Origin of the sequence: Citrobacter sp. CK194, assembly GCF_030333395.1 — a bacterium.
GTDB classification, from domain to species: domain Bacteria; phylum Pseudomonadota; class Gammaproteobacteria; order Enterobacterales; family Enterobacteriaceae; genus Citrobacter_B; species Citrobacter_B koseri.
In genome coordinates, this window is sequence record NZ_JAOWGA010000018.1 from 767743 (window position 1) to 791780 (window position 24038).

Consider the following 24038-nt stretch of genomic DNA (forward strand, 5'->3'; position numbering starts at 1 on the left):
AGTTCCCTGATTTTAAATGGATTGCGATGCTTTTTCTTTTCGTTGTTATCACATAAGGGGCACATGATAACGGAGATACGCATTTCAGGGAAAGCAGCGATGGACGACTTATCGATCCTTATTCCGTTTCTGATTTTTATAACTGCTGTTTGAGCTGCATTTCGGAACGCCGCTCCCGCAACGTAGCGTAAATAAATGCCACGATGAAGATCGCAGTGAACAATACTACGATGGTTGGCGCAGGGGCGCTGTCGAGGAAAAACGACAGATAAACGCCGAGAAAAGAGGTGACGACCGACAGCGTGACCGCCAGCATCAGCGCGCGGGCAAAACGTCGCGTCAGCAAAATCGCAATCGCGCCAGGGGCGATTAACAGCGAGATGGAAAGAATAATCCCCACCGATTTCAGCGTTGCGACGATGGTCAACGCGATCATGCACAACAGACCATAATGCAGCAGGGAGGTATTAAGGCCGCTGGCTTTTGCCTGGTGTGGATCGAAGGCATGCAGTAAAAAGTCTTTCCATTTTAGCCCGATAATCAGCGCAATACCCAGAGCAATCAGCGCCGTTTGCAGAATATCGCTGATGGACACGCCCAGCATATCGCCGAACAGAATATGATCCAGATGGACTTCAGACTGGATAGAAACGTACAGCACCAGCCCTGCGCCAAACATTCCTGAGAAGACGATTCCCATGATGGTATCGCGCTTAATGCGGCTGTTATCGTCGAGATAGCCGGTGGCAACCGCGCAGAATAGCCCGGCAATAAACGCGCCGATGGCCAGCGGAATACCGGCGATATAGGCCAGCACAATGCCGGGGAACACGGCGTGACTCATGGCGTCGCCCATTAACGCCCAGCCTTTCAGCACCAGAAACACCGACAATAACGCGCAGGGGATCGCCACAATTGCCGAGACCATGAGCGCGTTGATCATAAAATCAAACTGGAAGGGTTCCAGTAGGGCAGTTAAGCGCATGGGGTCTCCTTATTCAGACGCGCACGGCGGCGGTTGGCAAGCAGGCCGTGTTTCGGAGCGAAGATAAACGCCAGCAGAAACAATAGCGTTTGCAGGACGACGATGATCCCGCCGGTCGCACCATCCAGCCAGTAGCTGAGCCAGGCGCCGAAAAAGCTGGTCAGGCTGCCGATGGCGACGGCGATGGTTAACAGGCGCGGAAAACGATCGGTCAGCAGCCAGGCGGTGGCGCCAGGCGTGACCACCAGACAGATCACCAGAAAAGCGCCGACGGTTTGCAGCGCGGCGACGGTGGAGACCGACAGCAACGTGAAAAACAGCAGCTTCAGCCGGGCGGGGTTAAGCCCAATCGATCGCGCATGGTTTTCGTCGAAAAAAGTCACCATCAGATCTTTCCACTTCAGCAGCAAAATCACCAGAGAGACCGTACCTATGATCGCCAGTTGCAGAATATCTTCTGGCGCAATAGCCAGCACGTTGCCGAGGATAATGGTCTGGATGTTGACCGACATCGGATTGAGCGAAACCATAAACAGCCCGATGCCAAAGAAAGAGGAGAAGATAAGACCGATAATCGCGTCTTCCTTCAGGCGTGAACGCTGGTTGAGAAAAAGCATGCTGCCCGCCGCCAGGCCGCCGGAGAGAAACGCGCCGAGAGAGAAGGGCAGCCCCAGCATATACGCGCCCGCCACGCCGGGGACGATGGAGTGGGAAAGCGCGTCGCCAATCAGCGACCAGCCTTTAAGCATCAGATAGCAGGAGAGAAAGGCGCACAGGCCGCCGACCATTGCCGAGACCCACATGGCGTTGAGCATGTACTGGTAGCCGAACGGTTCCACAAGCCAGTTCATGATGATTCTCCTCCGCCTGCCGCGCGCCGTGAGATAAAGGGGCGCTCGTCGTCGGTGATGATATGCTCCTCGCCGCCGCTCAGCGCCACATGACGCAATACGCCGCTGAACGCCAGTTCGAGGTTTTCAGCGGTGAAGGTGGTTTCCGTCGGGCCGCTCGCCAGCACGGTGCCTTTGATCATCACCGTGTAATCGCAAAACTCCGTTACCGAGCCGAGGTTATGCGTTGAAACCAGCATGGTGCGGCCTTCATCGCGCAGCTCGCGCAACAGGGCAATAATGCGGGCTTCGGTTTTTACGTCAACGCCGGTAAAAGGCTCATCCAGAAGAATAACCTGCCCGTCCTGGGCAATGGCTCTGGCCAGAAAGACGCGTTTTTTCTGCCCGCCGGAAAGCTCGCCAATCTGCCGATAGCGATATTCCAGCATGTCCACCCGCGCCAGCGCAGCGTCCACGCTTTCACGATCGCGCGCGCTGGGGCGGCGCAGCCACCCCATATGGCCGTAGCGCCCCATCATCACCACATCTTCCACCAGTACCGGAAACGACCAGTCCACCTCTTCAGATTGCGGGACATAGGCGATCAGATTCTGCTTCAACGCTTTGTTGACGGGCTGTTGCAGGATGGCGATTTCTCCCTTCGCCAGTCGGACAAACCCCATCAATGCCTTAAACAGCGTCGATTTCCCTGAACCGTTGACGCCAACCAGCGCGGCAATTGAGCCGCCAGGCACCTGAAACGTTGTGTCCCGCAGGGCAGTGTGACCATTGCGATACGTCACCGTGACGCGATCAACGGTAATCGCAGATTGACTCATTTCTGGCTCCTCAGCCCGTCAGTGATGCCGCTGACGATGGTTTCAGTTGTGACGCGCAGCAGATCCAGATACGTCGGCACCGGACCGTCGGCAGCGCTCAGAGAATCAACATATAGCACACCGCCGTAGTGCGCGCCGGATTCACGCGCGACCTGGCGGGCCGGTTTATCGGAAACGGTACTTTCGCTGAACACCGCCGGGATGTGATGTTCCCTGATCGCGTCGATCACTTTGCGTACCTGTTTAGGCGTGCCTTGCTGATCGGCGTTGATCGGCCAGAGGTACAGCTCTTTCAGGTCGTTATCGCGCGCCAGATAGGAAAATGCGCCTTCACTGGTCACCAGCCAGCGCTTGTCGGCAGGAATCTTCGCCAGTGCGTCGCGTAGTGGATCGAGCGTCTGGCGGATTTGGGCTTTATAGTTTTCGGCGTTTTTCTGGTATGTCGCGGCGTTATCTGGATCGTATTTCACCAGCGCATCGCGAATGTTATCCACGTAAATCAGCGCATTTTCCGCCGACATCCAGGCGTGCGGGTTGGGTTTGCCGTTATACGGCCCTTCGGTAATGCCCATCGGCTTCACGCCGTTGGATACCGTAACTTCCGGCACGCCGGATAAGTGCTGGTAGAACCGGGCGAACCACAGCTCCAGGTTCAGGCCGTTAGAGAGGATCAGCTGCGCGCCCTGCGCCCGCTTAATGTCGCCGGGCGTCGGCTGATACTCGTGGATCTCCGCGCCAGGCTTCGTGATTGAACTGACGTCCGCCGCATCGCCCGCTACGTTTTTCGCCATGTCGGCGATGACGGTAAACGTTGTGATGACCTTAAATTTATCTTTTGCATAAGCAGGCGACAGCGCAAGCATCGCCAGCGCGCTGGCAAGGAGAATGGATTTCAGACGGAGCAAGTGCGGCATAGTATCCCTCATCATAATGCGGTTAATTATTCATCGAATATAGCCTTTGCTATGTTATATAGCACAAGGTATAGATAAATGAAAATAATTCTTATTTACGTAGGGCGCTAAGGATGTGTCACCTTAGGGTGATAGTCCTGAGAGAAGATAAGGTGTATTATTTATGCAACTTATTTGTGGAGGCATCATGTCCGGTAAGCGTATTGCTCGTGAAAAACTGACGATTAAAAAAATGATCGCGCTGTACGAGAGCCAGTGCCCGCAGGCCTCAAACGAGCAAGGTCATTACGATGCGCTGTTTGCCTATGCGCAAAAGCGGCTGGATAAGTGCGTGTTTGGCGAGGAAAAACCGGCCTGTAAGCAGTGTCCGGTGCACTGTTATCAGCCCGCGAAGCGTGAGGAGATGAAGCAGATCATGCGTTGGGCAGGCCCAAGAATGCTCTGGCGCCATCCGATTTTGACCATCCGTCACCTTATTGATGACAAACGCCCCGTCCCGGAATTGCCGGAAAAGTATCAGCGCAAGAAATAAATGTGTCTTGCCGGATGGCGGGAGTTAATCGCAGTTGCGTAGGCCCGATAAGCGTTAGCGCCATCGGGCAACACCATTACGCTTTGGTCGCAATCAGAATCGCTGACGCCTTAATCAGCGCAATAACGCGACTGCCCTGCGCCAGTTTCATCTCTTCCTGACTCTCATTGGTGACAACGGCCACAATCTCAAAACCAGCGTCGGTTTTGATGTGTACAGTCGCGTTGACTGCGCCTTCCGTCACCTGAGATACGCTACCGGCAAACTGGTTGCGGGCGGAAAACTTCAGGCCGCAATCTTCGCTTGCCAGAGTAACCCAGGGGGCTTTAATCAAAGCAATGGCGTCTTTTCCGTTTGTCAGACCCAGCGCCTGCTGGCTGCTGTGAGTGACAATCGCCACCAGTTTTGCGCCGCCCGCCAGCGTCAGTTCAACTTCATCATTCACCGCACCCGTTGCGACTGCGCTAACCGTACCGGTCAGTTGATTACGTGCTGATATCGCCATACTGCCTCCTTTCGTTGAGATATCTGCCAGTATAGCCAGAGATGCTATACCAATGCATCTTTATCAATGCCTAATCGTTTCATGCGAGAGAGCAGGGTGGTGCGCTTCAGCCCCAGACGCTGCGCGGCGCCTTTTGGCCCCGCCACCACGCCATTTGTCTCTTTCAACACGCGCATAATGAGCTGAAATTCATCCTCGCCCTCCTGGGCGACTTCGGTGGCGACCGGCGGCGCGCCCGGCGTGAGCATTCCCATGTCCGGCAGCGAGAGTTGCAGCACGTTGCCCCGCGTCAGCAGAACGGCGCGCTCGACGACGTTTTCCAGCTCGCGGACGTTCCCCGGCCACTCCATATTGCTCAGCGTGCGCAGCGTTTCGGCAGGAATACTGTTGATGTTGCGCCCCATCCGGCGGGCGATTTTAAAGGTGAAGGCTTTGACCAGCAGCGGAATGTCCTCCGGGCGCTCGCGCAGCGGCGGGAGCTGGATCGGAAAGACGTTCAGACGGTAATAGAGATCGTTGCGGAACTCACGATCGGCCACCATTTTTTTCAGATCGCGATTGGTGGCGGCGATCAGCCTGACGTCCGTCTGGATCAGTTTATTGCTGCCCAGACGTTCAAATTCCTGCTCCTGGAGCACGCGCAGCAGTTTCGGCTGTAGCTCCAGCGGCATGTCGCCCACTTCATCAAGAAACAGCGAGCTTTTATCCGCCAGCTCAAAACGACCAATACGCTGCGCGCTGGCGCCGGTAAAGGCGCCGCGCTCGTGACCAAACAGATCGCTTTCCAGCAGCCCGGCGGGCATCGCCGCGCAATTCATCTTCACCATTCGCCGTGCGTTACGCCCGCTCAGATTATGAATCGCCCTGGCGATCAGCTCTTTACCGGTTCCTGTTTCACCGAGGATCAGGACGGTGCTGTCGCTTTGCGCCACCATCTCCACCTGCTTGAGTACGTTGTACATGGCTTCGCTGCGACCGATTATCTCGCCAAATTCGCTATCCACGTTATTGAGCTGCTCGGTAAGCGCCAGGTTCTCGTCGACCAGACGCTCTTTCAGCCGGTGAATCTCCTGATAGGCGAGGGCGTTGTCCACGGCAATCGCCACGCGTTCGGCAATCTGGCGCAGCAGTTTGAGGTTGGCGGTGGTAAACACTTTTTCTTCGCATTGCGCCAGCTTCAGCACGCCGAGCATTGTATTGCCGGACATCAGCGGCAGCAGACACAGGGTCTGTATCTGGTTGCCCCAGGTGTCGAACAGCATGCGTTCGTACGGCGCAAGCGTATCCCGCTCGTTCAGGTTAATCAGCAGCATCTCTTTGCTTTTGAAAACCCGTTCAGAGAGCGTTCCCGCTTCGTCCACTTCGCTTTGTTCATGCGCGGGATTATGTTCATCCAGATAATGCGTGGAATAGATGCTCAGCTTATTTTTGCGGGAGCTGTGCAGGACGATGCTAATGGCATCGATATTAAAGTAGTGGTGGATCTCTTTCGCGACTTCGCTCACCAGTTCGTCGATGTCCAGCCGTGAAAGCACGGCATTGGTGATCGCCACCAGAATGCGGAAGTTGTCGCGCTCACGGCACAGGAGATCGTAGTCAACGTTATTGCTGACCCGACACTGAATTTGCTCAGCGACTACTGCGACAATCTGGGTGAAGGTTTGCAGACGTTCGTACTCTTTCTCGCTCCACGGCTGGTCGTTTTGGCGGATGAATTCGCAGCCGCCAAAAATGCGCCCTTCAGCGGCCAGCGGCAGCAAACAGTAGTGGCCAAATTCACCGTACAGCCCGCTTGTCGCCAGTTGCGGCCAGGTTTCGCTGAATTCATGATGATTGCAGTGCAGCGCATCGGGGCGCGAGAGAATGCGCCGAACCGGGCCGTGTGCCAGCACGGTTTCGTCTTCATACGCGACAGGTTTACCATTTTCGCGAGTTGCATAATAACGCGCGCGTTGTGTCTGTGGCTGCCATAACACAATAGCCGCGCTGTCGGCCAGCGCTGAGCGCTTGACCAGTTGCGAAAGCGCTTCACTGAGCGACGCCAGGTCGGGCTGCTGCAATAATGTACGAGTGATGTCGAACAAACCTTGTTGTCCGAGATCGCTCATCGGTGTATACGACATGTTGCTTTTCCAGAAAAGCACCGCGATGCAGTGCGAAAACGGTAAATAAATTATAGATATAGGTAATATATTTTGGGTATCACCGCAGGCCTGTCCATCCGTAGGCCTGATAAGCGCAGCGCCATCAGGCGCCTTTGCCGGATGGCGGCGTAAACGCCTTATCCGGCCTACAAACTGCGTCGAACCGTAGGCCTGATAAGCGCAGCGCCATCAGGCGCCTTTGCCGGATGGCGGCGTAAACGCCTTATCCGGCCTACAAACTACGTTGAACCGTAGGCCTGATAAGCATAGCGCCATCAGGCGCCTTTGCCGGATGGCGGCGTAAACGCCTTATCCGGCCAACAAACTGCGTCGAACCGTAGGCCTGATAAGCACAGCGCCATCAGGCGCTAGCATATACGCGGCAACGGTTCGGCGTGGGGTAAATCAAGGGTACGTTTCACGCCATACAGACCGGCCAGGCGAACGCCTCTGCGTTCAACTACCTCGCCGATCGGCGCCGCATCGCGGCCCAGCGGGTGCGCGCGCAGCGCGTCAAGCACCGCGTCTGCGGCCTGGCGCTCAACGGCGATCACCAGTTTGCCTTCATTGGCAAAGTTAAGCGCATCCAGCCCCAGCAGTTCGCAGACGCCGCGCACCGCCGGTTTGACCGGCAGCGCGGATTCAGACAACTCAATACCGAAGCCGCAGGCGGCGGCAAACTCATGGGCGACAGCATTCACGCCGCCGCGCGTCGCATCGCGTAAGGCTTTCACGCCTGGAATATCGCGCAGCGTCTGAATAAGCGGGGTTAATACTGCGCAGTCGCTGACCAGTTCGCCATCCAGCCCCAGTTGTTCACGCAAATTGAGGATCGTTGCGCCATGATCGCCGAGCGTGCCGCTGACCAGCAGCACATCTCCCACGCTTAATGTCTGCGCCCCCCAGTGAATATTGGCGGGAATCGCCCCCATCCCGGCGGTGTTGATGAACAGCTTATCCGCCGCGCCGCGCTGAACGACTTTGGTATCACCGGTCACAATGGCGATACCGGCTTCGCGCGCGGTTGCCGCCATGCTGTTCACCACGCTTTTCAGCGTCTCCATCGGCAGACCTTCTTCGAGGATAAAGCCGCAGGAGAGATAACGCGGGATCGCGCCGCTGACCGCCACGTCGTTGGCCGTGCCGCAAATCGCCAGTTTGCCGATATTGCCGCCGGGGAAAAACAGCGGGTCAATAACATAGCTGTCGGTGGAGAAGGCCAGGCGGTCGCCTTCCGCCGCCAGTTGCGCCAGTTCAAGACGCGCCTGATCTTCCTGCTCAGCCAGCCACGGGTTGGCAAAGGCCTCCATAAACAGGCTGTTAATCAGCTGCTGCATGGCCAGACCGCCGCTGCCGTGGGCAAGTTGTACGCTGTTCATGCTTCACACTCCTGCTGACGATATTGATACCAGGCGGCGCATGCCCCCTCGGAGGAGACCATTAATGCGCCGAACGCCGTCTGCGGGTTACAGGTCGTGCCAAACAACGGGCACTGGTGCGGTTTGCACTTGCCGGTGAGCACTTCTCCGCAGCGCGCACGCGGATCGTCGCACACCTGTTGCGGCGCCGGGCGGAAGTGCGCTTCGGCGTCAAACCGCTGGTAGTCTGGCGTCAGGTGGACACCGGATGATTCAATCACGCCCAGCCCGCGCCATTCGCTGTCGCCGTTGACGCAAAACACCTCGGCGATAGCCTGTTGCGCCAGTAGATTACCGGCATCCGGCACCACGCGACGGTACTGGTTCTCAACCTGGCTATGGGAGGCTATTTTCTGCTCAACCAGCATGACGACGCCTTGCAGTAGATCAAGCGGTTCGAATCCCGCCACCACCAGAGGACGATGGAAATCCGTCGCGATGAAGCTATAGGCGTCGGTGCCGATCACCATGCTGACGTGACCCGGCGCGAGAAACGCGTCAATTCCGTTATCCGGCTGCTCCAGCAGGCTGCGCAGCGTTGGAATAAGCGTGATGTGCTGGCAGAAAAAGTAAAAGTTCTGCACGTTGCGAAGCTTCGCCTGTTGCAGCGTGATGGCGGTGGTCGGCATGGTGGTTTCAAATCCCAGACCGAAGAAAACGACTTTGCGCGTTGGGTTTTCCTGCGCCAGTTTCAGGGCATCCATTGGCGAATAAACAATGCGGATATCTGCGCCACGGGCTTTGGCCTGCAATAGCGAACCCTGTTTCCCCGGTACGCGTATGGCATCGCCAAAGGTGCAGAAAATCACCTCAGGATGGCTGGCGATCTCCACGCAGCTGTCAATTCTGCCCATCGGCAGCACGCACACCGGGCAGCCGGGGCCGTGGATAAACTCCACGTTGTCGGGCAGCAGCTGGTCGAGGCCGAACTTGAAGATGGCGTGCGTATGACCGCCGCACACTTCCATGATGCGCAGCGGACGTTCGGCGGTATAAGGGAGATGCGCGGCACGTTCACGCAGGTGATCAATCAACTGCATTACCTGTTCCGGCGCGCGATATTCGTCAACAAAACGCATTATTTTTCCTCGCCATACAACAAAGCGCCGACGTCCGGTTCGACATCAAACATGTTTTGCAGCGCGTCGAGGGTGTCGCGCGCTTCCGCTTCGTTAATCACACTCATGGCAAAACCAACGTGAACCAGCACCCACTGGCCCAGACGCGGCTCACCGCTCTCATCGCAACTGCCAACCAGCGTCAGGTCGACATCGCGCTGGATGCCGCAGACATCGACTTTCGCCTGATTGCCGTCAATGGAGCGAATTTGCCCCGGAACGCCTATGCACATCGCTGTGCCTCCAGCCAGTTCAGCCACCGATCCATCCCTTCGCCGCTGGTGGCGGAGATGAGGATGATCTCAATGTCAGGATTGACTTCCCGGGCGCTGGCGATGCACTTCTCAACGTCAAAATTGAGGTACGGCAGCAGATCGACTTTGTTCAGGAGCATGAGCGAAGCGGCGGCGAACATATGCGGGTATTTCAGCGGCTTGTCTTCGCCTTCCGTAACGGAAAGCACCGCCACTTTATGGCGCTCGCCGAGGTCAAAGCTGGCCGGGCAGACAAGGTTGCCGACGTTTTCGATAAACAGAATACCGTTGTCGGCCAGCGGCAGACGCGGAGCGGCATCGGCAATCATTTGCGCATCAAGATGGCAGCCTTTGCCGGTGTTGACCTGAATAGCAGGCGTACCGGTCGCGCGGATGCGGGCGGCGTCGTTGACCGTCTGCTGGTCGCCTTCAATCACCGCGCACGGCACACTGTCTTTTAACTTCATCAGCGTTTCGGTCAGCAGGGTGGTTTTACCGGAACCGGGGCTGGAGACAAGGTTGAGCACCAGATGCTGGCGGGCGGCGAAGCGGGCGCGGTTGCGCTCGGCCAGACGGTTGTTTTTGTCCAGCACGTCAATTTCGACTTCCAGCATCCGGCGCTGGCTCATACCCGGCGCATGGGTTCCCGCTTCTCCATGACCGTAGTGCAGATCGCCTTCTGCGGTCTGGCTCGGGGTAAAGGCGGATGTCTTCACGCCGGTGATGTTCAGCGCCGGGCGAGCCGCCGGGGCAAAAGGCGCGCTACGAAACGCCGAATGGGGATTATGCTCATCTCCCTCTATATAAAGGTTGCCTTCACCGCAACCGCATGTTGTACACATCGCTCACTCCTGATCTCTATCTTGCGGTAACTCTATTGCCGGATGGCGGCTTTGCTTTATGCAGCCTACAACTCAGGCCATTCCTGTCGGCCGGATAAGACGCTCAGGCGTCGCTATCCGGCGTTGGATTACTGTCTATTTCAATTCGGCGAATCTGCAATCCGTCATCGGCCACAATGCGTAGCGTGTCACTCTGGCATTGCGGACAACGGCGCACGCGCTGCGTCAGTAACGTGACGTACTGCTGACAAGACTCGCACCAGCATTCGGCTTCTTGTTCTTCGAGGTGGAGTTTACAACCTTCCGCCAGGGTGCCACGGCATACCAGATCAAAACAAAAGGCGAGAGCGCTGGTTTCTACGCAAGAAAATGCGCCAATTTTGAGCCAGACCCCAGTTACCCGTTTTGCACCGTGCGCAGCGGCCTGTTGTTCAATTAATTCCAGTGCCCGTTGGCAGAGAGTTATTTCGTGCATATCGCCTCCCGAATTCATTGCCCTGAATAAGCAATAAATATGCCAGTTATTTCTCCCTTGCTTGTGACAATGACGACGATGACGAAATGACATGTCGTCACAGCGTCGAACGTGATGGTTGTTTTTGTATCATCATGAAAAATAAAGGTTTAAAAACTGGCATGGAAAATGCTTAAGGCTGGCTATCTCTGCTAACCGGGTAACCTGACATGACTATTTGGGAAATAAGCGAAAAGGCTGATTACATCGCGCAGCGGCATCATCGCCTGCTGGACCAGTGGCGAATCTACTGCAACTCACTGGTTCAGGGGATCACCTTATCAAAAGCGCGTCTGCATCACGCCATGAGCTGTGCGCCGGACAAAGATCTGTGCTTTGTGCTTTTCGAGCACTTCACGATTTACGTCACCCTGGCGGACGGTTTTAACAGCCACACCATCGAGTATTACGTCGAAACCAAAGACGGTGAAGATAAGCAGTTGATTGCACAAGCGCAATTGACCATTGACGGTCTCGTTGATGAGAAGGTCAGTAACCGCGATCGCGAGCAGGTGCTGGAGCACTATCTCGAAAAAATCGCCAGCGTTTACGACAGCTTATATACCGCCGTGGAAAACAATCGCCCGGTGAATTTACGTCAACTGGTAAAGGGAAATAGCCCGGCGGCATAAGCACGAGGCGCTGCCCGTTGTTACTCGCGGCGTGCGCTTCACGCTGCATATGAATGTTTGAGGGGATGGGAATGTCGATAAGTGTCGAAAATGACATTTTTCAGACATGTTTTCGTCAAAAATGACTATCACCTGAGGAATGCCTGGTGAATCGTTTTGTAATTGCTGACTCCACGCTCTGTATTGGCTGCCACACCTGTGAAGCAGCCTGTTCAGAGACGCATCGCCAGCACGGCCTGCAATCAATGCCGCGGCTGAAAGTGATGCTCAATGAAAAAGAATCCGCGCCGCAGCTGTGTCACCACTGTGAAGATGCGCCCTGTGCCGTGGTGTGCCCGGTGAACGCCATCAATCGGGTAGACGGCGCCGTACAGTTGAATGAAAGCCTGTGCGTAAGCTGCAAGCTGTGTGGCATTGCCTGCCCGTTCGGCGCGATTGAATTTTCCGGCAGCCGTCCGCTGCATATTCCGGCGAATGCCAATTCACCGAAAGCCCCGCCGGCGCCTCCCGCGCCGGCACGCGTCAGCACGCTGCTGGACTGGGTGCCGGGCGTGCGCGCCATCGCGGTCAAATGCGATCTGTGCAGCTTCGACGAACAAGGCCCGGCCTGCGTGCGGATGTGTCCGACCAACGCGTTGCACCTGGTGAATAACATGGATATCGCCCGCGCCAGCAAGCGCAAACGTGAGCTGACCTTCAACACCGATTTTGGCGATCTCACCTTGTTTCAGCAGGCGCAAAGTGGGGAGGCAAAATGAACGCAATTTCACTGATCAATAGCGGTGTGGCCTGGTTCGCGGCGGCGGCCGTACTGGCATTTCTGTTTTCCTTTCATAAAGCGCTGAGCGGCTGGGTCGCCGGTGTCGGCGGCGCGGTCGGCAGTCTGTATACTGCGGCGGCGGGTTTTTCCGTCCTGGTGAATGCGACAGCGGTCAGCGGCGTGATGCCGTTGATCGGTCATGGTTTACAAATCACCCCGCTGAACGCCATCTGGCTGATTACGCTGGGGCTGTGCGGGCTGTTCGTCAGCCTGTACAACATCGACTGGCATCGTCACCCACAGGTGTTAGCCAACGGGCTGCTGGTAAACCTGCTGATGGCGGCGGCAGTTTGTGCGGTCGTCGCCAGCAATCTCGGCACGCTGGTGGTGATGGCGGAAATCATGGCGCTGTGCGCGGTGTTTCTTACCGGTTGCAGCAAAGAGGGCAAACTGTGGTTTGCGCTGGGGCGTATCGGTACGCTGCTGCTGGCTGTCGCCTGCTGGCTGGTGTGGCAGCGTTACGGCACGCTGGAGCTGCGTCTGCTCGATCTGCGCGCCCAGGCGATGCCGCTCGGTTCTGACATCTGGCTGCTCGGCGTAGTCGGTTTTGGTCTGCTGGCCGGGATTATCCCGCTGCACGGTTGGGTGCCGCAGGCGCACGCCAACGCCAGCGCGCCGGCGGCGGCCCTGTTCTCTACCGTGGTGATGAAAATGGGTCTGCTGGGCATTCTCTCTTTATCGCTGATTGGCGGCAATGCGCCGCTGTGGTGGGGCGTTCTGCTGCTGGTGCTCGGCATGATCACCGCGTTTGTCGGCGGTCTGTATGCGATGATGGAACATAACATTCAGCGTCTGCTGGCGTACCACACCCTGGAAAGCATCGGCATTATCCTGCTCGGTCTGGGCGCGGGCGTCACCGGTATTGCCCTTAATCAACCAGCGCTGATTGCGCTCGGCCTGACCGGTGGTCTCTATCATCTGGTCAACCATAGCCTGTTCAAAAGCGTGCTGTTTTTGGGCGCGGGCGGCATTTGGTTCCGTACCGGTCATCGTGACATTGAAAAACTGGGCGGCATCGGCAAGCGTATGCCGGTGATTTCTGTCGCGATGCTGATTGGCCTGATGGCGATGGCCGCGCTGCCGCCGCTGAACGGGTTTGCCGGTGAGTGGGTTATCTATCAGTCCTTCTTCAAACTGGGCAACAGCGGCGCGTTCATTGGCCGTCTGTTAGGGCCATTGCTGGCCGTGGGGCTGGCGATTACCGGTGCGCTGGCGGTGATGTGTATGGCGAAAGTCTATGGCGTTACGTTCCTTGGCGCGCCGCGTACCAAAGAGGCGGAAAACGCCTGCTGCGCGCCAATCCTGATGGGGGTGAGCGTCGTCGCGCTGGCCATTTGCTGCGTGCTGGGCGGCGTTGCCGCGCCGTGGCTGCTGCCGCTGATTTCCGCTGCCGTCCCGCTGCCGCTGGAGACGGCAAATACCACCGTTTCTCCGCCGATGATCGCGCTGCTGCTGATCGCCTGTCCGCTGCTGCCGTTCATCATCATGGCGATTTTCAAAGGCAACCGTCTGCCGTCGCGTTCACGCGGCGCGGCCTGGGTCTGTGGCTACGACCACGAGCAGTCGATGGTGATTACCGCCCACGGTTTCGCCATGCCGGTGAAAGAGGCCTTTGCCCCGGTACTTAAGTTGCGTAAATGGCTTAACCCGGTATCGCTGGTTCCGGGCTGGCAGAATGCGGCGGCACCGGTTCTGTTCCGCCGCCTGGCGCTGATTGAGCTGGCGGTGCTGGTGGTGATTGTGGTTTCACGAGGAGCCTGAGAATGAGTGTGTTATATCCGTTAATTCAGGCGCTGGTGTTATTCGCCGCAGCGCCGCTGCTGTCCGGTATTACCCGCGTGGCGCGTGCCCGGTTGCACAACCGTCGCGGGCCGGGCGTTTTGCAGGAGTATCGCGACCTGATCAAACTGTTGGGGCGCCAGAGCGTTGCGCCTGCCGATTCCGGCTGGGTCTTTCGCCTAACGCCGTTTGTGATGGTCGGCGTCATGCTGACTATCGCGACCGCGCTGCCGGTGGTGACGGTTGGTTCACCGTTGCCGCAGTTGGGCGATCTGATCACCCTGATCTACCTCTTTGCGATCGCCCGTTTCTTCTTTTCTATTGCCGGTCTGGATACCGGGAGTCCGTTTACCGCGATCGGCGCAAGCCGCGAAGCGATGCTCGGCGTACTGGTGGAGCCAATCCTGCTGCTCGGCCTGTGGGTGGCGGCGCAGGTGGCCGGTTCCACGCACATCAGCAATATCACCGACACGATTTACCACTGGCCGGCAGCGCGCAGCATTCCGCTGATGCTGGCGCTGTGCGCCTGCGCGTTCGCCACCTTTATCGAGATGGGCAAACTGCCGTTCGATCTGGCGGAAGCGGAGCAGGAGTTGCAGGAAGGCCCGTTGACCGAATACAGCGGCAGCGGCTTCGCGGTGCTGAAGTGGGGCATCAGCCTGAAACAGCTGGTGGTGCTGCAAATGTTTGTCGGCGTATTCCTGCCGTGGGGACAGATGGAAACCTTCAGCGCGGGTGGGCTGCTGCTGGCGCTGGTGATTGCCATCGTCAAGCTGATCGCTGGCGTACTGGTGATTGCCCTGTTCGAAAACAGCATGGCGCGCCTGCGTTTTTGCGCCACTTCACGCGTGACCTGGGCCGGTTTTGGGTTTGCGTTTTTAGCATTCGTCTCCTTGCTGGTGGCGTGATTTAAGAGAGTTTGAGCATGTCTGAAGAAAAATTAGGTCAACAATACCTTGCGGCGCTGCACCAGGCTTTTCCGGGCGTGGTGCTGGACGAAGCCTGGCAGACCAAAGATCAGCTGACCCTCACCGTGAAGGTGAACTACCTGCCGGAAGTGGTGGAGTTTCTCTACTACAAACAGGGCGGATGGCTCTCGGTACTGTTTGGCAACGACGAACGCCAGCTGTGCGGCCACTATGCCGTTTACTACGTGCTGTCGATGGAGCAGGGGACGAAGTGCTGGATTACCGTGCGCGTTGAAGTCGATGCCAACAAACTGGAGTTTCCGTCCGTGACGCCGCGCGTGCCGGCTGCCGTCTGGGGCGAACGTGAAGTGCGCGACATGTATGGCCTGATTCCGGTAGGGCTGCCTGACGAACGCCGCCTGGTGCTGCCGGATGACTGGCCGGATGAACTCTATCCTCTGCGTAAAGACAGCATGGATTACCGTCAACGCCCGGCGCCGACCACCGATGCCGAAACCTACGAATTTATCAACGAGCTGGGTGACAAGAAAAACAACGTGGTGCCGATCGGCCCGCTGCACGTCACCTCTGATGAACCGGGTCACTTCCGTCTGTTTGTTGACGGCGAAAACATTATCGACGCCGATTACCGCCTGTTCTACGTCCATCGCGGCATGGAGAAACTGGCGGAAACCCGTATGGGTTACAACGAAGTCACCTTCCTGTCGGACCGCGTGTGCGGCATTTGCGGCTTTGCTCACAGCACCGCCTATACCACCTCCGTCGAGAATGCGATGGGCATCGTGGTGCCGGAACGCGCGCAGATGATTCGCGCCATTCTGCTGGAGGTGGAGCGTCTGCATTCACACCTGCTGAACCTCGGCCTGGCCTGTCACTTCACCGGCTTTGACTCCGGCTTTATGCAGTTCTTCCGCGTGCGTGAAACGTCGATGAAGATGGCGGAGATCCTTACCGGGGCGCGTAAAACCTACGGTCTGAACCTGATCGGCGGGATTCGTCGCGATCTGCTGAAAGAGGACATGATCCAGACCCGTCAACTGGCGCAGCAGATGCGCCGCGAGGTGCAGGAACTGGTGGATATGCTGCTCAGCACGCCGAACATGGAGCAGCGCACCGTCGGCATTGGGCGCCTCGACCCGGAAATCGCCCGCGACTTCAGTAACGTGGGGCCGATGGTGCGCGCCAGCGGTCACGCGCGCGATACCCGCGCCGATCACCCGTTTGTCGGCTACGGCCTGCTGCCGATGGAAGTGCATAGCGAGCAGGGCTGTGACGTCATTTCCCGTCTGAAAGTGCGCATCAACGAAGTGTACACCGCGCTGAACATGATCGATTTCGGCCTGGACAACCTGCCGGGCGGCCCGCTGATGGTGGAAGGCTTTACCTATATCCCACACCGTTTTGCGCTGGGCTTTGCCGAAGCGCCGCGCGGGGATGACATCCACTGGAGCATGACCGGCGACAACCAGAAGCTGTACCGCTGGCGCTGCCGTGCGGCGACCTACGCCAACTGGCCGACCCTGCGCTATATGCTGCGCGGTAACACGGTCTCCGACGCGCCGCTGATCATCGGTAGCCTCGACCCTTGCTACTCCTGTACCGACCGCATGACCGTGGTGGATGTGCGTAAGAAGAAGAGCAAAGTCGTGCCGTACAAAGAACTTGAGCGCTACAGCATTGAGCGTAAAAACTCGCCGCTGAAATAAGGAATCGCCATGTTTACCTTTATCAAAAAAGTTATCAAAACCGGCGCGCCGACGTCGTCGTATCCGCTGGAGCCGATTGCGGTCGATAAAAACTTCCGTGGCAAACCGGAGCATAATCCGCAGCAGTGTATTGGCTGCGCAGCCTGCGTCAATGCCTGCCCGTCGAATGCGCTGACGGTTGAAACCTGCCTTGTTACCGGCGAGCTGGCCTGGCAGTTCAACCTCGGGCGTTGCATCTTTTGCGCCCGCTGTGAAGAAGTGTGCCCGACAGCGGCGATTAAACTCTCGCAGGAATATGAGCTGGCGGTGTGGAAGAAAGAGGACTTTCTGCAACAGTCCCGCTTTACGCTGTGCAATTGCCGCGTGTGCAACCGTCCTTTCGCGGTGCAGAAAGAGATTGATTACGCCATCGCGCTGCTGAAACACAATGGCGACAGCCGCGCGGAACATCACCGTGAAAGCTTTGAGACCTGCCCGGACTGCAAGCGTCAGAAATGCCTGGTGCCGTCCGACCGTATTGAACTGACTCGCCATATGAAAGAGGCCAGCTGATGAGCAATTTATTAGGCCCACGCGACGCCAACGGCATTCCGCTGCCGATGACGGTGGATGAATCCATCGCCAGCATGAAGGCGTCTTTGCTGAAAAACATTAAGCGTTCGGCGTATGTCTACCGCGTGGACTGCGGTGGCTGCAACGGCTGCGAAATTGAAATTTTTGCCACCCTTTCTCCGCTGTTTGACGCCGAACGTTTTGGTATCAAAGTCGTCCCGTCGCCGCGTCATGCGGATATTCTGCTGTTCACCGGGGCGGTGACGCGCGCGATGCGTTCTCCGGCGCTGCGCGCCTGGCAGTCCGCGCCGGACCCAAAAATCTGTATCTCTTACGGCGCCTGCGGTAACAGCGGCGGTATCTTCCACGACCTGTACTGCGTCTGGGGCGGCACCGACAAAATCGTACCGGTGGATGTCTACATTCCGGGTTGCCCGCCGACGCCTGCGGCAACGTTGTACGGTTTCGCGATGGCGCTGGGTTTGCTGGAGCAGAAAATCCACGCCCGCGCGCCGGGTGAACTGGACGAGCAGGCGGCAGAGATTCTGCATCCTGATATGGTGCAGCCGCTGCGCGTGAAGGTGGATCGCGCGGCGCGTCGTCTGGCGGGTTATCGCTATGGCCGTCAGATCGCCGATGATTACCTGACCCAACTGGGGCAGGGTGAACATCAGGTGGCGCGCTGGCTGGAAGCGGAAAACGATCCGCGTCTGACCGAGATCGTCACCCACCTGAATCATGTGGTTGAAGAGGCGCGTATCCGATGAGTGAAACGGTGGTGTTCAGTCAACTGAGCCGTAAGTTTATTGATGAGAACGATGCGACGCCTGCCGAGGCGCAGCAGGTTGTCTATTACAGCCTGGCGATTGGCCACCACCTTGGGGTCATCGACTGCCTGGAAGCGGCGTTAACCTGCCCGTGGGAGGATTATCTGGCGTGGATTGCAACTCTGGAAGAGGGAAGCGAGGCCAGACGTAAAATGGAAGGCGTGCCGAAGTACGGCGAGATCGTCATCGATTTTAACCATGTGCAAATGCTGGCGCGCGCTTTCGACGGCGCGCTCGCTGCGCAAAGCCCGCAACAGCAGGCGTGGAGCAAGCTGATGCTGAGTATGCTCCACGATATTCATCAGGAAAGCGCCATCTATCTGATGGTGAGGAGACACCGTGACTGACGTTTTATTGTGCGTCGGCAACAGTATGATGGGCGATGACGGCGCCGGGCCACTACTGGCCGAGATGTGCGCCGCGCAGCCTAAAGGCAACTGGGTTGTTATTGACGGCGGCAGCGCGCCGGAGAACGATATTGTCGCGATCCGCGAACTGCGCCCGGATCGTCTGCTGATTGTCGATGCGACCGACATGGGGCTGAATCCGGGCGAGATCCGCATCATCGACCCGGATGACATCGCCGAAATGTTTATGATGACCACCCACAATATGCCGTTGAATTACCTGGTGGATCAGCTGAAAGAGGACGTTGGCGACGTGATTTTCCTCGGCATCCAGCCGGATATCGTTGGTTTTTATTATCCGATGACGCCGCCGGTGAAAGAGGCGGTGGAAGTGGTTTATCAGCATCTTGAAGGGTGGCAGGGGAATGGTGGATTTGAGCAGTTGGTTGCTGAGGACGAGGAGTAGGCGTCGTTTGTGATGCCGGATGGCGCTAACGCTTATCCGGCCTACATACGGTGCGTTTTTTGTAGGCCGGGTAAGGCGAAGCCGCCACCCGGCAAAACGGGCTACGCCAGATCTTCCCCGTTACTCGCAATCACTTTCTTGTACCACCAGAATGATTTTTTGCGGGTACGCGCCAGCGTGCCGTTGCCAGCGTCGTCACGGTCGACATACACAAACCCGTAGCGTTTGCTCATTTCGCCTGTCGAGGCGGACACCAGATCGATGCAGCCCCAGGTGGTGTAACCCATCAGCGGCACGCCGTCTTCAATGGCGTCGGCCATCGCCCGAATATGCTCACGCAGGTAGCTGATGCGGTAATCATCATGGATCTCACCTTTCGCGTCCGGCTCATCTTTCGCGCCGAGGCCGTTTTCCACCAGAAACAGCGGCTTCTGGTAGCGGTCATACATCATATTCATAGTGATGCGCAGACCAAGCGGGTCAATCCCCCAGCCCCATTCGCTGACGTCAAGGTGCGGATTGCGCAGCGATTTCACCACGTTGGCGGCGTTGGTGTTATTGGCGTTCATCTCCGCTGAGGCGCAGCGTGACGCGTAGTAGCTAAACGAGACGAAATCGACGGTGTTCTTCAGGATAGCGTCGTCTTCCGGGGCTTTTTCAATCACCACGCCTTTCTCGCGAAAAACGCGGGCGGAATAGGCCGGGTAAGCGCCGCGCGCCTGCACATCAATAAAGAACAAGTTTTCGCGGTCTTTCTCCAGCGCGGTCCAGACGTCCTGCGGTTTACAGGAGTAAGGATAAAAATTACCGCCCGCCAGCATACAGCCGACCTGGTTTTGCGGGTTGACCTCATGGGCGATTTGGGTCGCCAGCGCGCTGGCAATCAGCTCGTGATGCGCGGCCTGATACTTCACCTGATCCTGATTTTCACCTTCCTCAAACACCAGGCCCGCGCCGGAGAATGGGCTGTGCAGCATGATGTTGATTTCGTTGAACGTCAGCCAGTATTTCACCAGACCGTCAAAGGCTTCAAAGCAGGTTCGCGCGTAGCGGGTGAAAAATTCCACCATTTTGCGATTGCGCCAGGAGCCGTACTCCGTCACCAGGTGCATCGGCACATCGAAGTGGCACAGCGTGACCAGCGGCTCAATACCGTGCTTTTTACACTCTTCAAACACCGCGCGATAAAACGCGATGCCTTCTTCGTTCGGCGTCAGTTCATCGCCGTCAGGGTAGAGACGGCTCCAGGCGATCGAGGTGCGAAACACCGTGAAGCCCATCTCCGCCATCAGGGCGATATCGTCTTTATAGCGATGGTAAAAATCAATCGCGTCATGGCCAGGATAAAATTCGTCATCCCGCAGTTGAAAGCGTTTCTCCAGTCCCAGTTTGACCGGCATACGGTGCTCGCCGTGCGGGATCATATCGACGGTGCTCAGCCCTTTGCCGCCTTCCCGGTATGCCCCTTCAGACTGGTTGGCGGCCAGTGCGCCGCCCCATAAAAATCCTTGCGGAAATACAGACATAGTCATCCTCAATATGCGCCAGTCAGATGCTGGCTTCTTTTGCAGTAGTCGGTTGCGCGGTCTGGTTTTTTCTTGCCTGTGCGGCTGCGTCTTCCACGGGGATATCTTCAAAGCCGAGGAGGAGCGTCAGAACAAAAGAGAGCACCACGGCCAGCGCCATCACGCCAAACACCCAGGCGATGGTCATCGGGTTCGCCGGGTCGAAGAACTGGACGCTGGTAAACAGGCCCGGCGCCGCCATCGAGTGGCTGGCAAGCCCGGCCATACCTGCCACCGCGCCGCAGATAAAGCCGCTGATCAGGCTCGCAATCAGCGGACGCTTCAGACGTACCGCCACGCCGTACAGCGCTGGTTCGGAGATCCCCGCCATAATTGCGGAAGCGGCGGCGGCAAGCGCCGTCTGGCGCAGTTCCGGGTTTTTGGTTTTCCATGCGACGGCCAGAGAGGAACCGCCCAGCGACAGGTTAGCGCCAATTTCAGACGGCATGACCATGCCTTCTTTGCCGGTTTCAGCAATGGTCTGGATGATGGTTGGGGTAAAGACGCGGTGCATCCCGGTCATGACCAGCAGCGGCCACAGCGCGCCCATGATGGCGACGGAAAGCCAGCCCAGATAGCCGTGAATGGTGTAAACCAGCGCGGAGATGGCGCTACCGATCCAGATCCCGATTGGGCCGATTAAAACAATGGCGAGCGGGGCGGCGATCAGGACGATCAGCATTGGTTTCAGGAAGTTTTTCGTGACGGCCGGGGTAATGCGATCCACCCAGCGTTCGATGTATGAAAGACACCACGTCATCACCAGCGCCGGGATCACCGTGTAGGTGTATTTCACCGCCGTCACCGGGATCAGGGCAAATTCAACGTGTTCACCTTCGGCGGCTTTCGCCATCAGGTCGATAAAACTCGGGTGAACCAGCACGCCTGCGATGGCAATCGCCAGCGACATGTTCGTTTTGAACTTGATTGCCGCTGACGCCGCCACCATCAGCGGCAGGAAGAAGAACGCGCCGTCGCCAATCACCGTCAGGATGGTCAGCGTGGAGGCGCCTTTTTCCAGCAGCCCCGTCATTTCGAGGATCATGGCCAGCAGTTTCAGCATCGATCCGCCGATAATCGCCGGGATCAGCGGGGACATGGTGCCGATCAGCGCGTCAAGTATTCCCGCGCCGATGCGTTTAAAGGTGAGTTTAGGTTTGCCGACGGGCGCTGCGGGCTGCATATCGGTCGGCAGCAGACTAACGACTTCGCGATACGCCTGTGAAACGGTGTTGCCGATAATTACCTGACACTGGTTGTCGCTGCGAACCACGCCGAGAACGCCGCTGAGGGTTTTCAACGTCGCGCTGTCGACCTGAGCGTCATCTTTGAGAACGAAACGCAGACGCGTCATGCAGTGTGTCACGGCGGTGATGTTATCCACACCGCCCAGCGCCGTCACCACGGAGCGCGCCAGTGCCGCATAATTCTTAGACATCGGATTTTATCCTGTTTTATCAATAGGGTAGTTTTATCGTCTTACGCCTTTTCGCGAAAAAAACGTGGGCAATGAAACGCAAAATAGGAAACCGGTTCCACAAAATCATGAATAGTTTCACTGAGTGATACAAGATCACAATTCGATCATTTTTTATAATTGTGAAAATGATCACTTGTTGTTTTGGGCGGTGATTTACCATCAAGGACAACAACGGTACGGTGAAGTACACTGCGTGTCATTGAGTGCTAATGGATGAGTAATATGACGACGATGCTGGAGGTGGCGAAGCGCGCCGGGGTGTCGAAAGCGACGGTTTCCCGGGTGCTTTCAGGTAACGGCTACGTCAGCCAGGAGACCAAAGACCGCGTGTTTCAGGCCATTGAAGAGAGCGGCTATCGACCCAATTTGTTAGCGCGCAGTCTGGCGGCGAAGAAAACGCAGACCCTCGGTCTGGTGGTGACGAACACCCTTTACCACGGCGTTTATTTTAGCGAACTGTTGTTTCATACGGCGCGGATGGCAGAGGATAAGGGGCGTCAGCTTCTGCTCGCGGACGGCAAACACAGCGCGGAAGAAGAGCGTCAGGCGATTCAGTATCTGCTCGATCTGCGCTGCGACGCCATTATGATTTATCCCCGTTTTCTCAGCGTGGATGAGATTGACGACATTATCGACTCACACGCCCAGCCCATTATGGTGCTTAACCGTCGGCTGCGAAGAAACAGCAGCCACTGCGTTTATTGCGACCAGAAGCAGACCAGTTTTAACGCGGTGGAACAGTTGATCGCCGGGGGGCATCGCGAGATTGCGTTTATCACTGGTTCGATGGATTCCCCTACCGGCGTGGAGCGTCTCTCAGGGTATAAAGACGCATTGACGCGACACGGCATCGCTATCAATAACGAATTGATTGTCAATGGAAAGTGGACGCCCGCCAGCGGTGCTGAAGGGGTGGATACGCTTCTGGCGCGCAAGGTGAGTTTTACCGCGCTGGTAGCCAGTAATGACGATATGGCGATTGGCGCCATCAAACAGTTACACGAGCGTGGCATGAGCGTGCCTGCGCAGACCTCGGTCATCGGATTCGACGACATCGCGATGGCGCCCTATATCATCCCGGCGCTTTCCAGCGTTAAAATTCCGGTCACGGAGATGATTCAGGAGACGATTGGACGTCTTATCTTCATGCTGGACGGCGGTGAATTTACGCCGCCAAAAACCTTTACCGGTGCGCTGATCCTGCGCGATTCGGCAGCGCCGCTGCCTGCCCGCTGATCCCGCTTTACATTGTCATTTGTCATCGTCATTCGTGACGATGACAGTGCCTGGTCACAACGTCATCATCAAATATCAAGCAATAACAATCAGTTAAAAACTGGCACGATTTATGAATGTTTCGGCACATAATCTGTCATTGCTGGAGAATTTGATGAACCGTTTCATCATTGCCGACGCCAATAAATGCATTGGTTGCCGTACCTGTGAAGTGGCCTGTGTGGTGTCCCATCAGGAAAACCAGGACTGCGCGTCGCTGACCCCTGAAACTTTCTTACCCCGCATCCATGTGATCAAAGGTGTGAATGTCTCCACGGCGACGCTGTGCCGCCAGTGTGAAGACGCGCCGTGCGCCAACGTCTGCCCGAACGGCGCCATCAGCCGTGATAAAGGTTTTGTACATGTGATGCAGGAGCGTTGCATTGGCTGTAAAACCTGCGTGGTCGCTTGCCCATACGGCGCGATGGAAGTGGTTGTGCGTCCGGTGATTCGCAACAGCGGCGCGGGCCTGAACGTCCGGGCGGAAAAAGCGGAGGCCAACAAATGCGACCTTTGCCACCACCGCGAGGCCGGCCCTGCCTGTATGGAGGCCTGTCCGACCCACGCGCTGATTTGCGTCGATCGCAACAAACTTGAACAACTGAGCGCGGAAAAACGTCGCCGTGCGGCGCTGGACTCCTCCGCGTCTTTGCTTTTCTGATTCCTGAAAAACCGCGTAAAATACAGTGGTATTCATGCCGGATGGCGGTCTTGCCTTATCCGGCCTACTGTTCGTATCCCCGGTTTGCCTGATAAGCGTAGCGC

Annotated in this window: 25 protein-coding genes; 12 read left to right on the plus strand and 13 right to left on the minus strand. The window is 57.1% G+C overall.

What is annotated here, in order from left to right; genetic code table 11:
- Positions 1-136: 136 nt before the first annotated feature.
- From sitD to sitA, 4 genes are read right to left on the minus strand one after another with little or no spacing between them, the layout of a single operon-like run.
- Positions 137-985, minus strand: coding sequence for an iron/manganese ABC transporter permease subunit SitD (gene sitD / locus OGX80_RS15380; RefSeq protein ID WP_012134850.1), 849 nt, complete (start codon positions 983-985; stop codon positions 137-139).
- The gene (gene sitC / locus OGX80_RS15385) at positions 976-1836 is read right to left on the minus strand and encodes an iron/manganese ABC transporter permease subunit SitC (protein WP_012134848.1); all 861 of its coding nucleotides are present in this window, start codon (positions 1834-1836) and stop codon (positions 976-978) included. The genes sitD and sitC overlap by 10 nt, the downstream gene beginning before the upstream one ends.
- Positions 1833-2654 (minus strand): iron/manganese ABC transporter ATP-binding protein SitB, encoded by an 822-nt coding sequence (sitB, locus tag OGX80_RS15390; RefSeq protein ID WP_058668011.1) that lies wholly within the window; start codon positions 2652-2654, stop codon positions 1833-1835. Before sitB ends, sitC begins: the two co-directional genes overlap by 4 nt.
- A complete protein-coding gene (sitA, locus tag OGX80_RS15395) occupies positions 2651-3568 on the minus strand; it encodes an iron/manganese ABC transporter substrate-binding protein SitA (protein ID WP_047461652.1) in 918 nt (305 codons plus the stop codon). The genes sitB and sitA overlap by 4 nt, the downstream gene beginning before the upstream one ends.
- A 187-nt stretch (positions 3569-3755) precedes the next feature.
- Here sitA and OGX80_RS15400 point away from each other — a divergent pair, with 187 nt between their 5' ends.
- Complete coding sequence (locus OGX80_RS15400; RefSeq protein ID WP_024130896.1) at positions 3756-4100, plus strand: nitrous oxide-stimulated promoter family protein; 345 nt, start codon at positions 3756-3758, stop codon at positions 4098-4100.
- Between the two features lie 76 nt (positions 4101-4176).
- Here the strand turns inward: OGX80_RS15400 and OGX80_RS15405 are convergent, their stop codons facing one another.
- The 7 genes from OGX80_RS15405 to hypA form a co-directional block, all read right to left on the minus strand.
- Positions 4177-4605: a TOBE domain-containing protein gene (locus tag OGX80_RS15405; protein ID WP_115181228.1), complete on the minus strand. Its 429-nt coding sequence runs from the start codon at positions 4603-4605 to the stop codon at positions 4177-4179.
- A 44-nt stretch (positions 4606-4649) separates the two neighbouring features.
- Positions 4650-6728 carry a formate hydrogenlyase transcriptional activator FlhA gene (gene flhA, locus OGX80_RS15410; RefSeq protein ID WP_115181229.1) on the minus strand — a complete coding sequence of 693 codons (2079 nt, stop codon included), beginning with the start codon at positions 6726-6728 and terminating at the stop codon, positions 4650-4652.
- Positions 6729-7117: 389 nt separating this feature from the next.
- Complete coding sequence (hypE, locus tag OGX80_RS15415; protein ID WP_047461655.1) at positions 7118-8128, minus strand: hydrogenase expression/formation protein HypE; 1011 nt, start codon at positions 8126-8128, stop codon at positions 7118-7120.
- The gene (hypD, locus tag OGX80_RS15420; protein ID WP_012134841.1) at positions 8125-9246 is read right to left on the minus strand and encodes a hydrogenase formation protein HypD; all 1122 of its coding nucleotides are present in this window, start codon (positions 9244-9246) and stop codon (positions 8125-8127) included. The genes hypE and hypD overlap by 4 nt, the downstream gene beginning before the upstream one ends.
- Positions 9246-9518 (minus strand): hydrogenase 3 maturation protein HypC, encoded by a 273-nt coding sequence (hypC, locus tag OGX80_RS15425; RefSeq protein ID WP_047461662.1) that lies wholly within the window; start codon positions 9516-9518, stop codon positions 9246-9248. Before hypC ends, hypD begins: the two co-directional genes overlap by 1 nt.
- Positions 9509-10381 carry a hydrogenase nickel incorporation protein HypB gene (gene hypB, locus OGX80_RS15430; protein ID WP_012134839.1) on the minus strand — a complete coding sequence of 291 codons (873 nt, stop codon included), beginning with the start codon at positions 10379-10381 and terminating at the stop codon, positions 9509-9511. The genes hypC and hypB overlap by 10 nt, the downstream gene beginning before the upstream one ends.
- A gap of 103 nt (positions 10382-10484) precedes the next feature.
- Entirely contained in the window at positions 10485-10856 is a 372-nt protein-coding gene (gene hypA / locus OGX80_RS15435) for a hydrogenase maturation nickel metallochaperone HypA (RefSeq protein ID WP_024130894.1), read from the minus strand.
- Between the two features lie 209 nt (positions 10857-11065).
- On the opposite strand from hypA, the gene hycA reads away from it, so the two are divergent.
- From hycA to hycI, 9 genes are all read left to right on the plus strand, one after another.
- The gene (hycA, locus tag OGX80_RS15440; RefSeq protein WP_012134837.1) at positions 11066-11527 is read left to right on the plus strand and encodes a formate hydrogenlyase regulator HycA; all 462 of its coding nucleotides are present in this window, start codon (positions 11066-11068) and stop codon (positions 11525-11527) included.
- A gap of 146 nt (positions 11528-11673) precedes the next feature.
- Complete coding sequence (hycB, locus tag OGX80_RS15445) at positions 11674-12285, plus strand: formate hydrogenlyase subunit HycB (RefSeq protein ID WP_047461668.1); 612 nt, start codon at positions 11674-11676, stop codon at positions 12283-12285.
- Positions 12282-14108: a formate hydrogenlyase subunit 3 gene (gene hycC / locus OGX80_RS15450; protein ID WP_115181230.1), complete on the plus strand. Its 1827-nt coding sequence runs from the start codon at positions 12282-12284 to the stop codon at positions 14106-14108. Before hycB ends, hycC begins: the two co-directional genes overlap by 4 nt.
- 2 nt (positions 14109-14110) lie before the next feature.
- Complete coding sequence (locus tag OGX80_RS15455) at positions 14111-15034, plus strand: respiratory chain complex I subunit 1 family protein (RefSeq protein WP_012134833.1); 924 nt, start codon at positions 14111-14113, stop codon at positions 15032-15034.
- Positions 15035-15051: 17 nt separating this feature from the next.
- Positions 15052-16761 carry a formate hydrogenlyase subunit HycE gene (hycE, locus tag OGX80_RS15460; protein ID WP_012134832.1) on the plus strand — a complete coding sequence of 570 codons (1710 nt, stop codon included), beginning with the start codon at positions 15052-15054 and terminating at the stop codon, positions 16759-16761.
- Positions 16762-16770: 9 nt separating this feature from the next.
- The gene (locus OGX80_RS15465; RefSeq protein WP_049011105.1) at positions 16771-17313 is read left to right on the plus strand and encodes a formate hydrogenlyase complex iron-sulfur subunit; all 543 of its coding nucleotides are present in this window, start codon (positions 16771-16773) and stop codon (positions 17311-17313) included.
- The gene (hycG, locus tag OGX80_RS15470; RefSeq protein ID WP_012134830.1) at positions 17313-18080 is read left to right on the plus strand and encodes a formate hydrogenlyase subunit HycG; all 768 of its coding nucleotides are present in this window, start codon (positions 17313-17315) and stop codon (positions 18078-18080) included. The genes OGX80_RS15465 and hycG overlap by 1 nt, the downstream gene beginning before the upstream one ends.
- Positions 18077-18487: a formate hydrogenlyase maturation HycH family protein gene (locus OGX80_RS15475; RefSeq protein WP_115181231.1), complete on the plus strand. Its 411-nt coding sequence runs from the start codon at positions 18077-18079 to the stop codon at positions 18485-18487. The genes hycG and OGX80_RS15475 overlap by 4 nt, the downstream gene beginning before the upstream one ends.
- Positions 18480-18953: a hydrogenase maturation peptidase HycI gene (hycI, locus tag OGX80_RS15480; RefSeq protein WP_115181232.1), complete on the plus strand. Its 474-nt coding sequence runs from the start codon at positions 18480-18482 to the stop codon at positions 18951-18953. The genes OGX80_RS15475 and hycI overlap by 8 nt, the downstream gene beginning before the upstream one ends.
- Before the next feature lie 101 nt (positions 18954-19054).
- On the opposite strand, the gene OGX80_RS15485 is transcribed toward hycI, so the two are convergent.
- Together OGX80_RS15485 and ascF are read right to left on the minus strand one after the other, a co-directional pair.
- On the minus strand, positions 19055-20479 hold the full coding sequence (locus tag OGX80_RS15485) for a 6-phospho-beta-glucosidase (protein WP_115181233.1): 1425 nt from the start codon (positions 20477-20479) through the stop codon (positions 19055-19057).
- A gap of 22 nt (positions 20480-20501) precedes the next feature.
- A complete protein-coding gene (gene ascF / locus OGX80_RS15490) occupies positions 20502-21956 on the minus strand; it encodes a PTS cellobiose/arbutin/salicin transporter subunit IIBC (RefSeq protein ID WP_047461688.1) in 1455 nt (484 codons plus the stop codon).
- Between the two features lie 264 nt (positions 21957-22220).
- On the opposite strand from ascF, the gene OGX80_RS15495 reads away from it, so the two are divergent.
- Both OGX80_RS15495 and hydN read left to right on the plus strand, forming a co-directional pair.
- Positions 22221-23234, plus strand: coding sequence for a LacI family DNA-binding transcriptional regulator (locus OGX80_RS15495; protein WP_115181234.1), 1014 nt, complete (start codon positions 22221-22223; stop codon positions 23232-23234).
- A 154-nt stretch (positions 23235-23388) separates the two neighbouring features.
- Complete coding sequence (gene hydN, locus OGX80_RS15500) at positions 23389-23934, plus strand: electron transport protein HydN (RefSeq protein ID WP_024130889.1); 546 nt, start codon at positions 23389-23391, stop codon at positions 23932-23934.
- Positions 23935-24038: the final 104 nt, after the last annotated feature.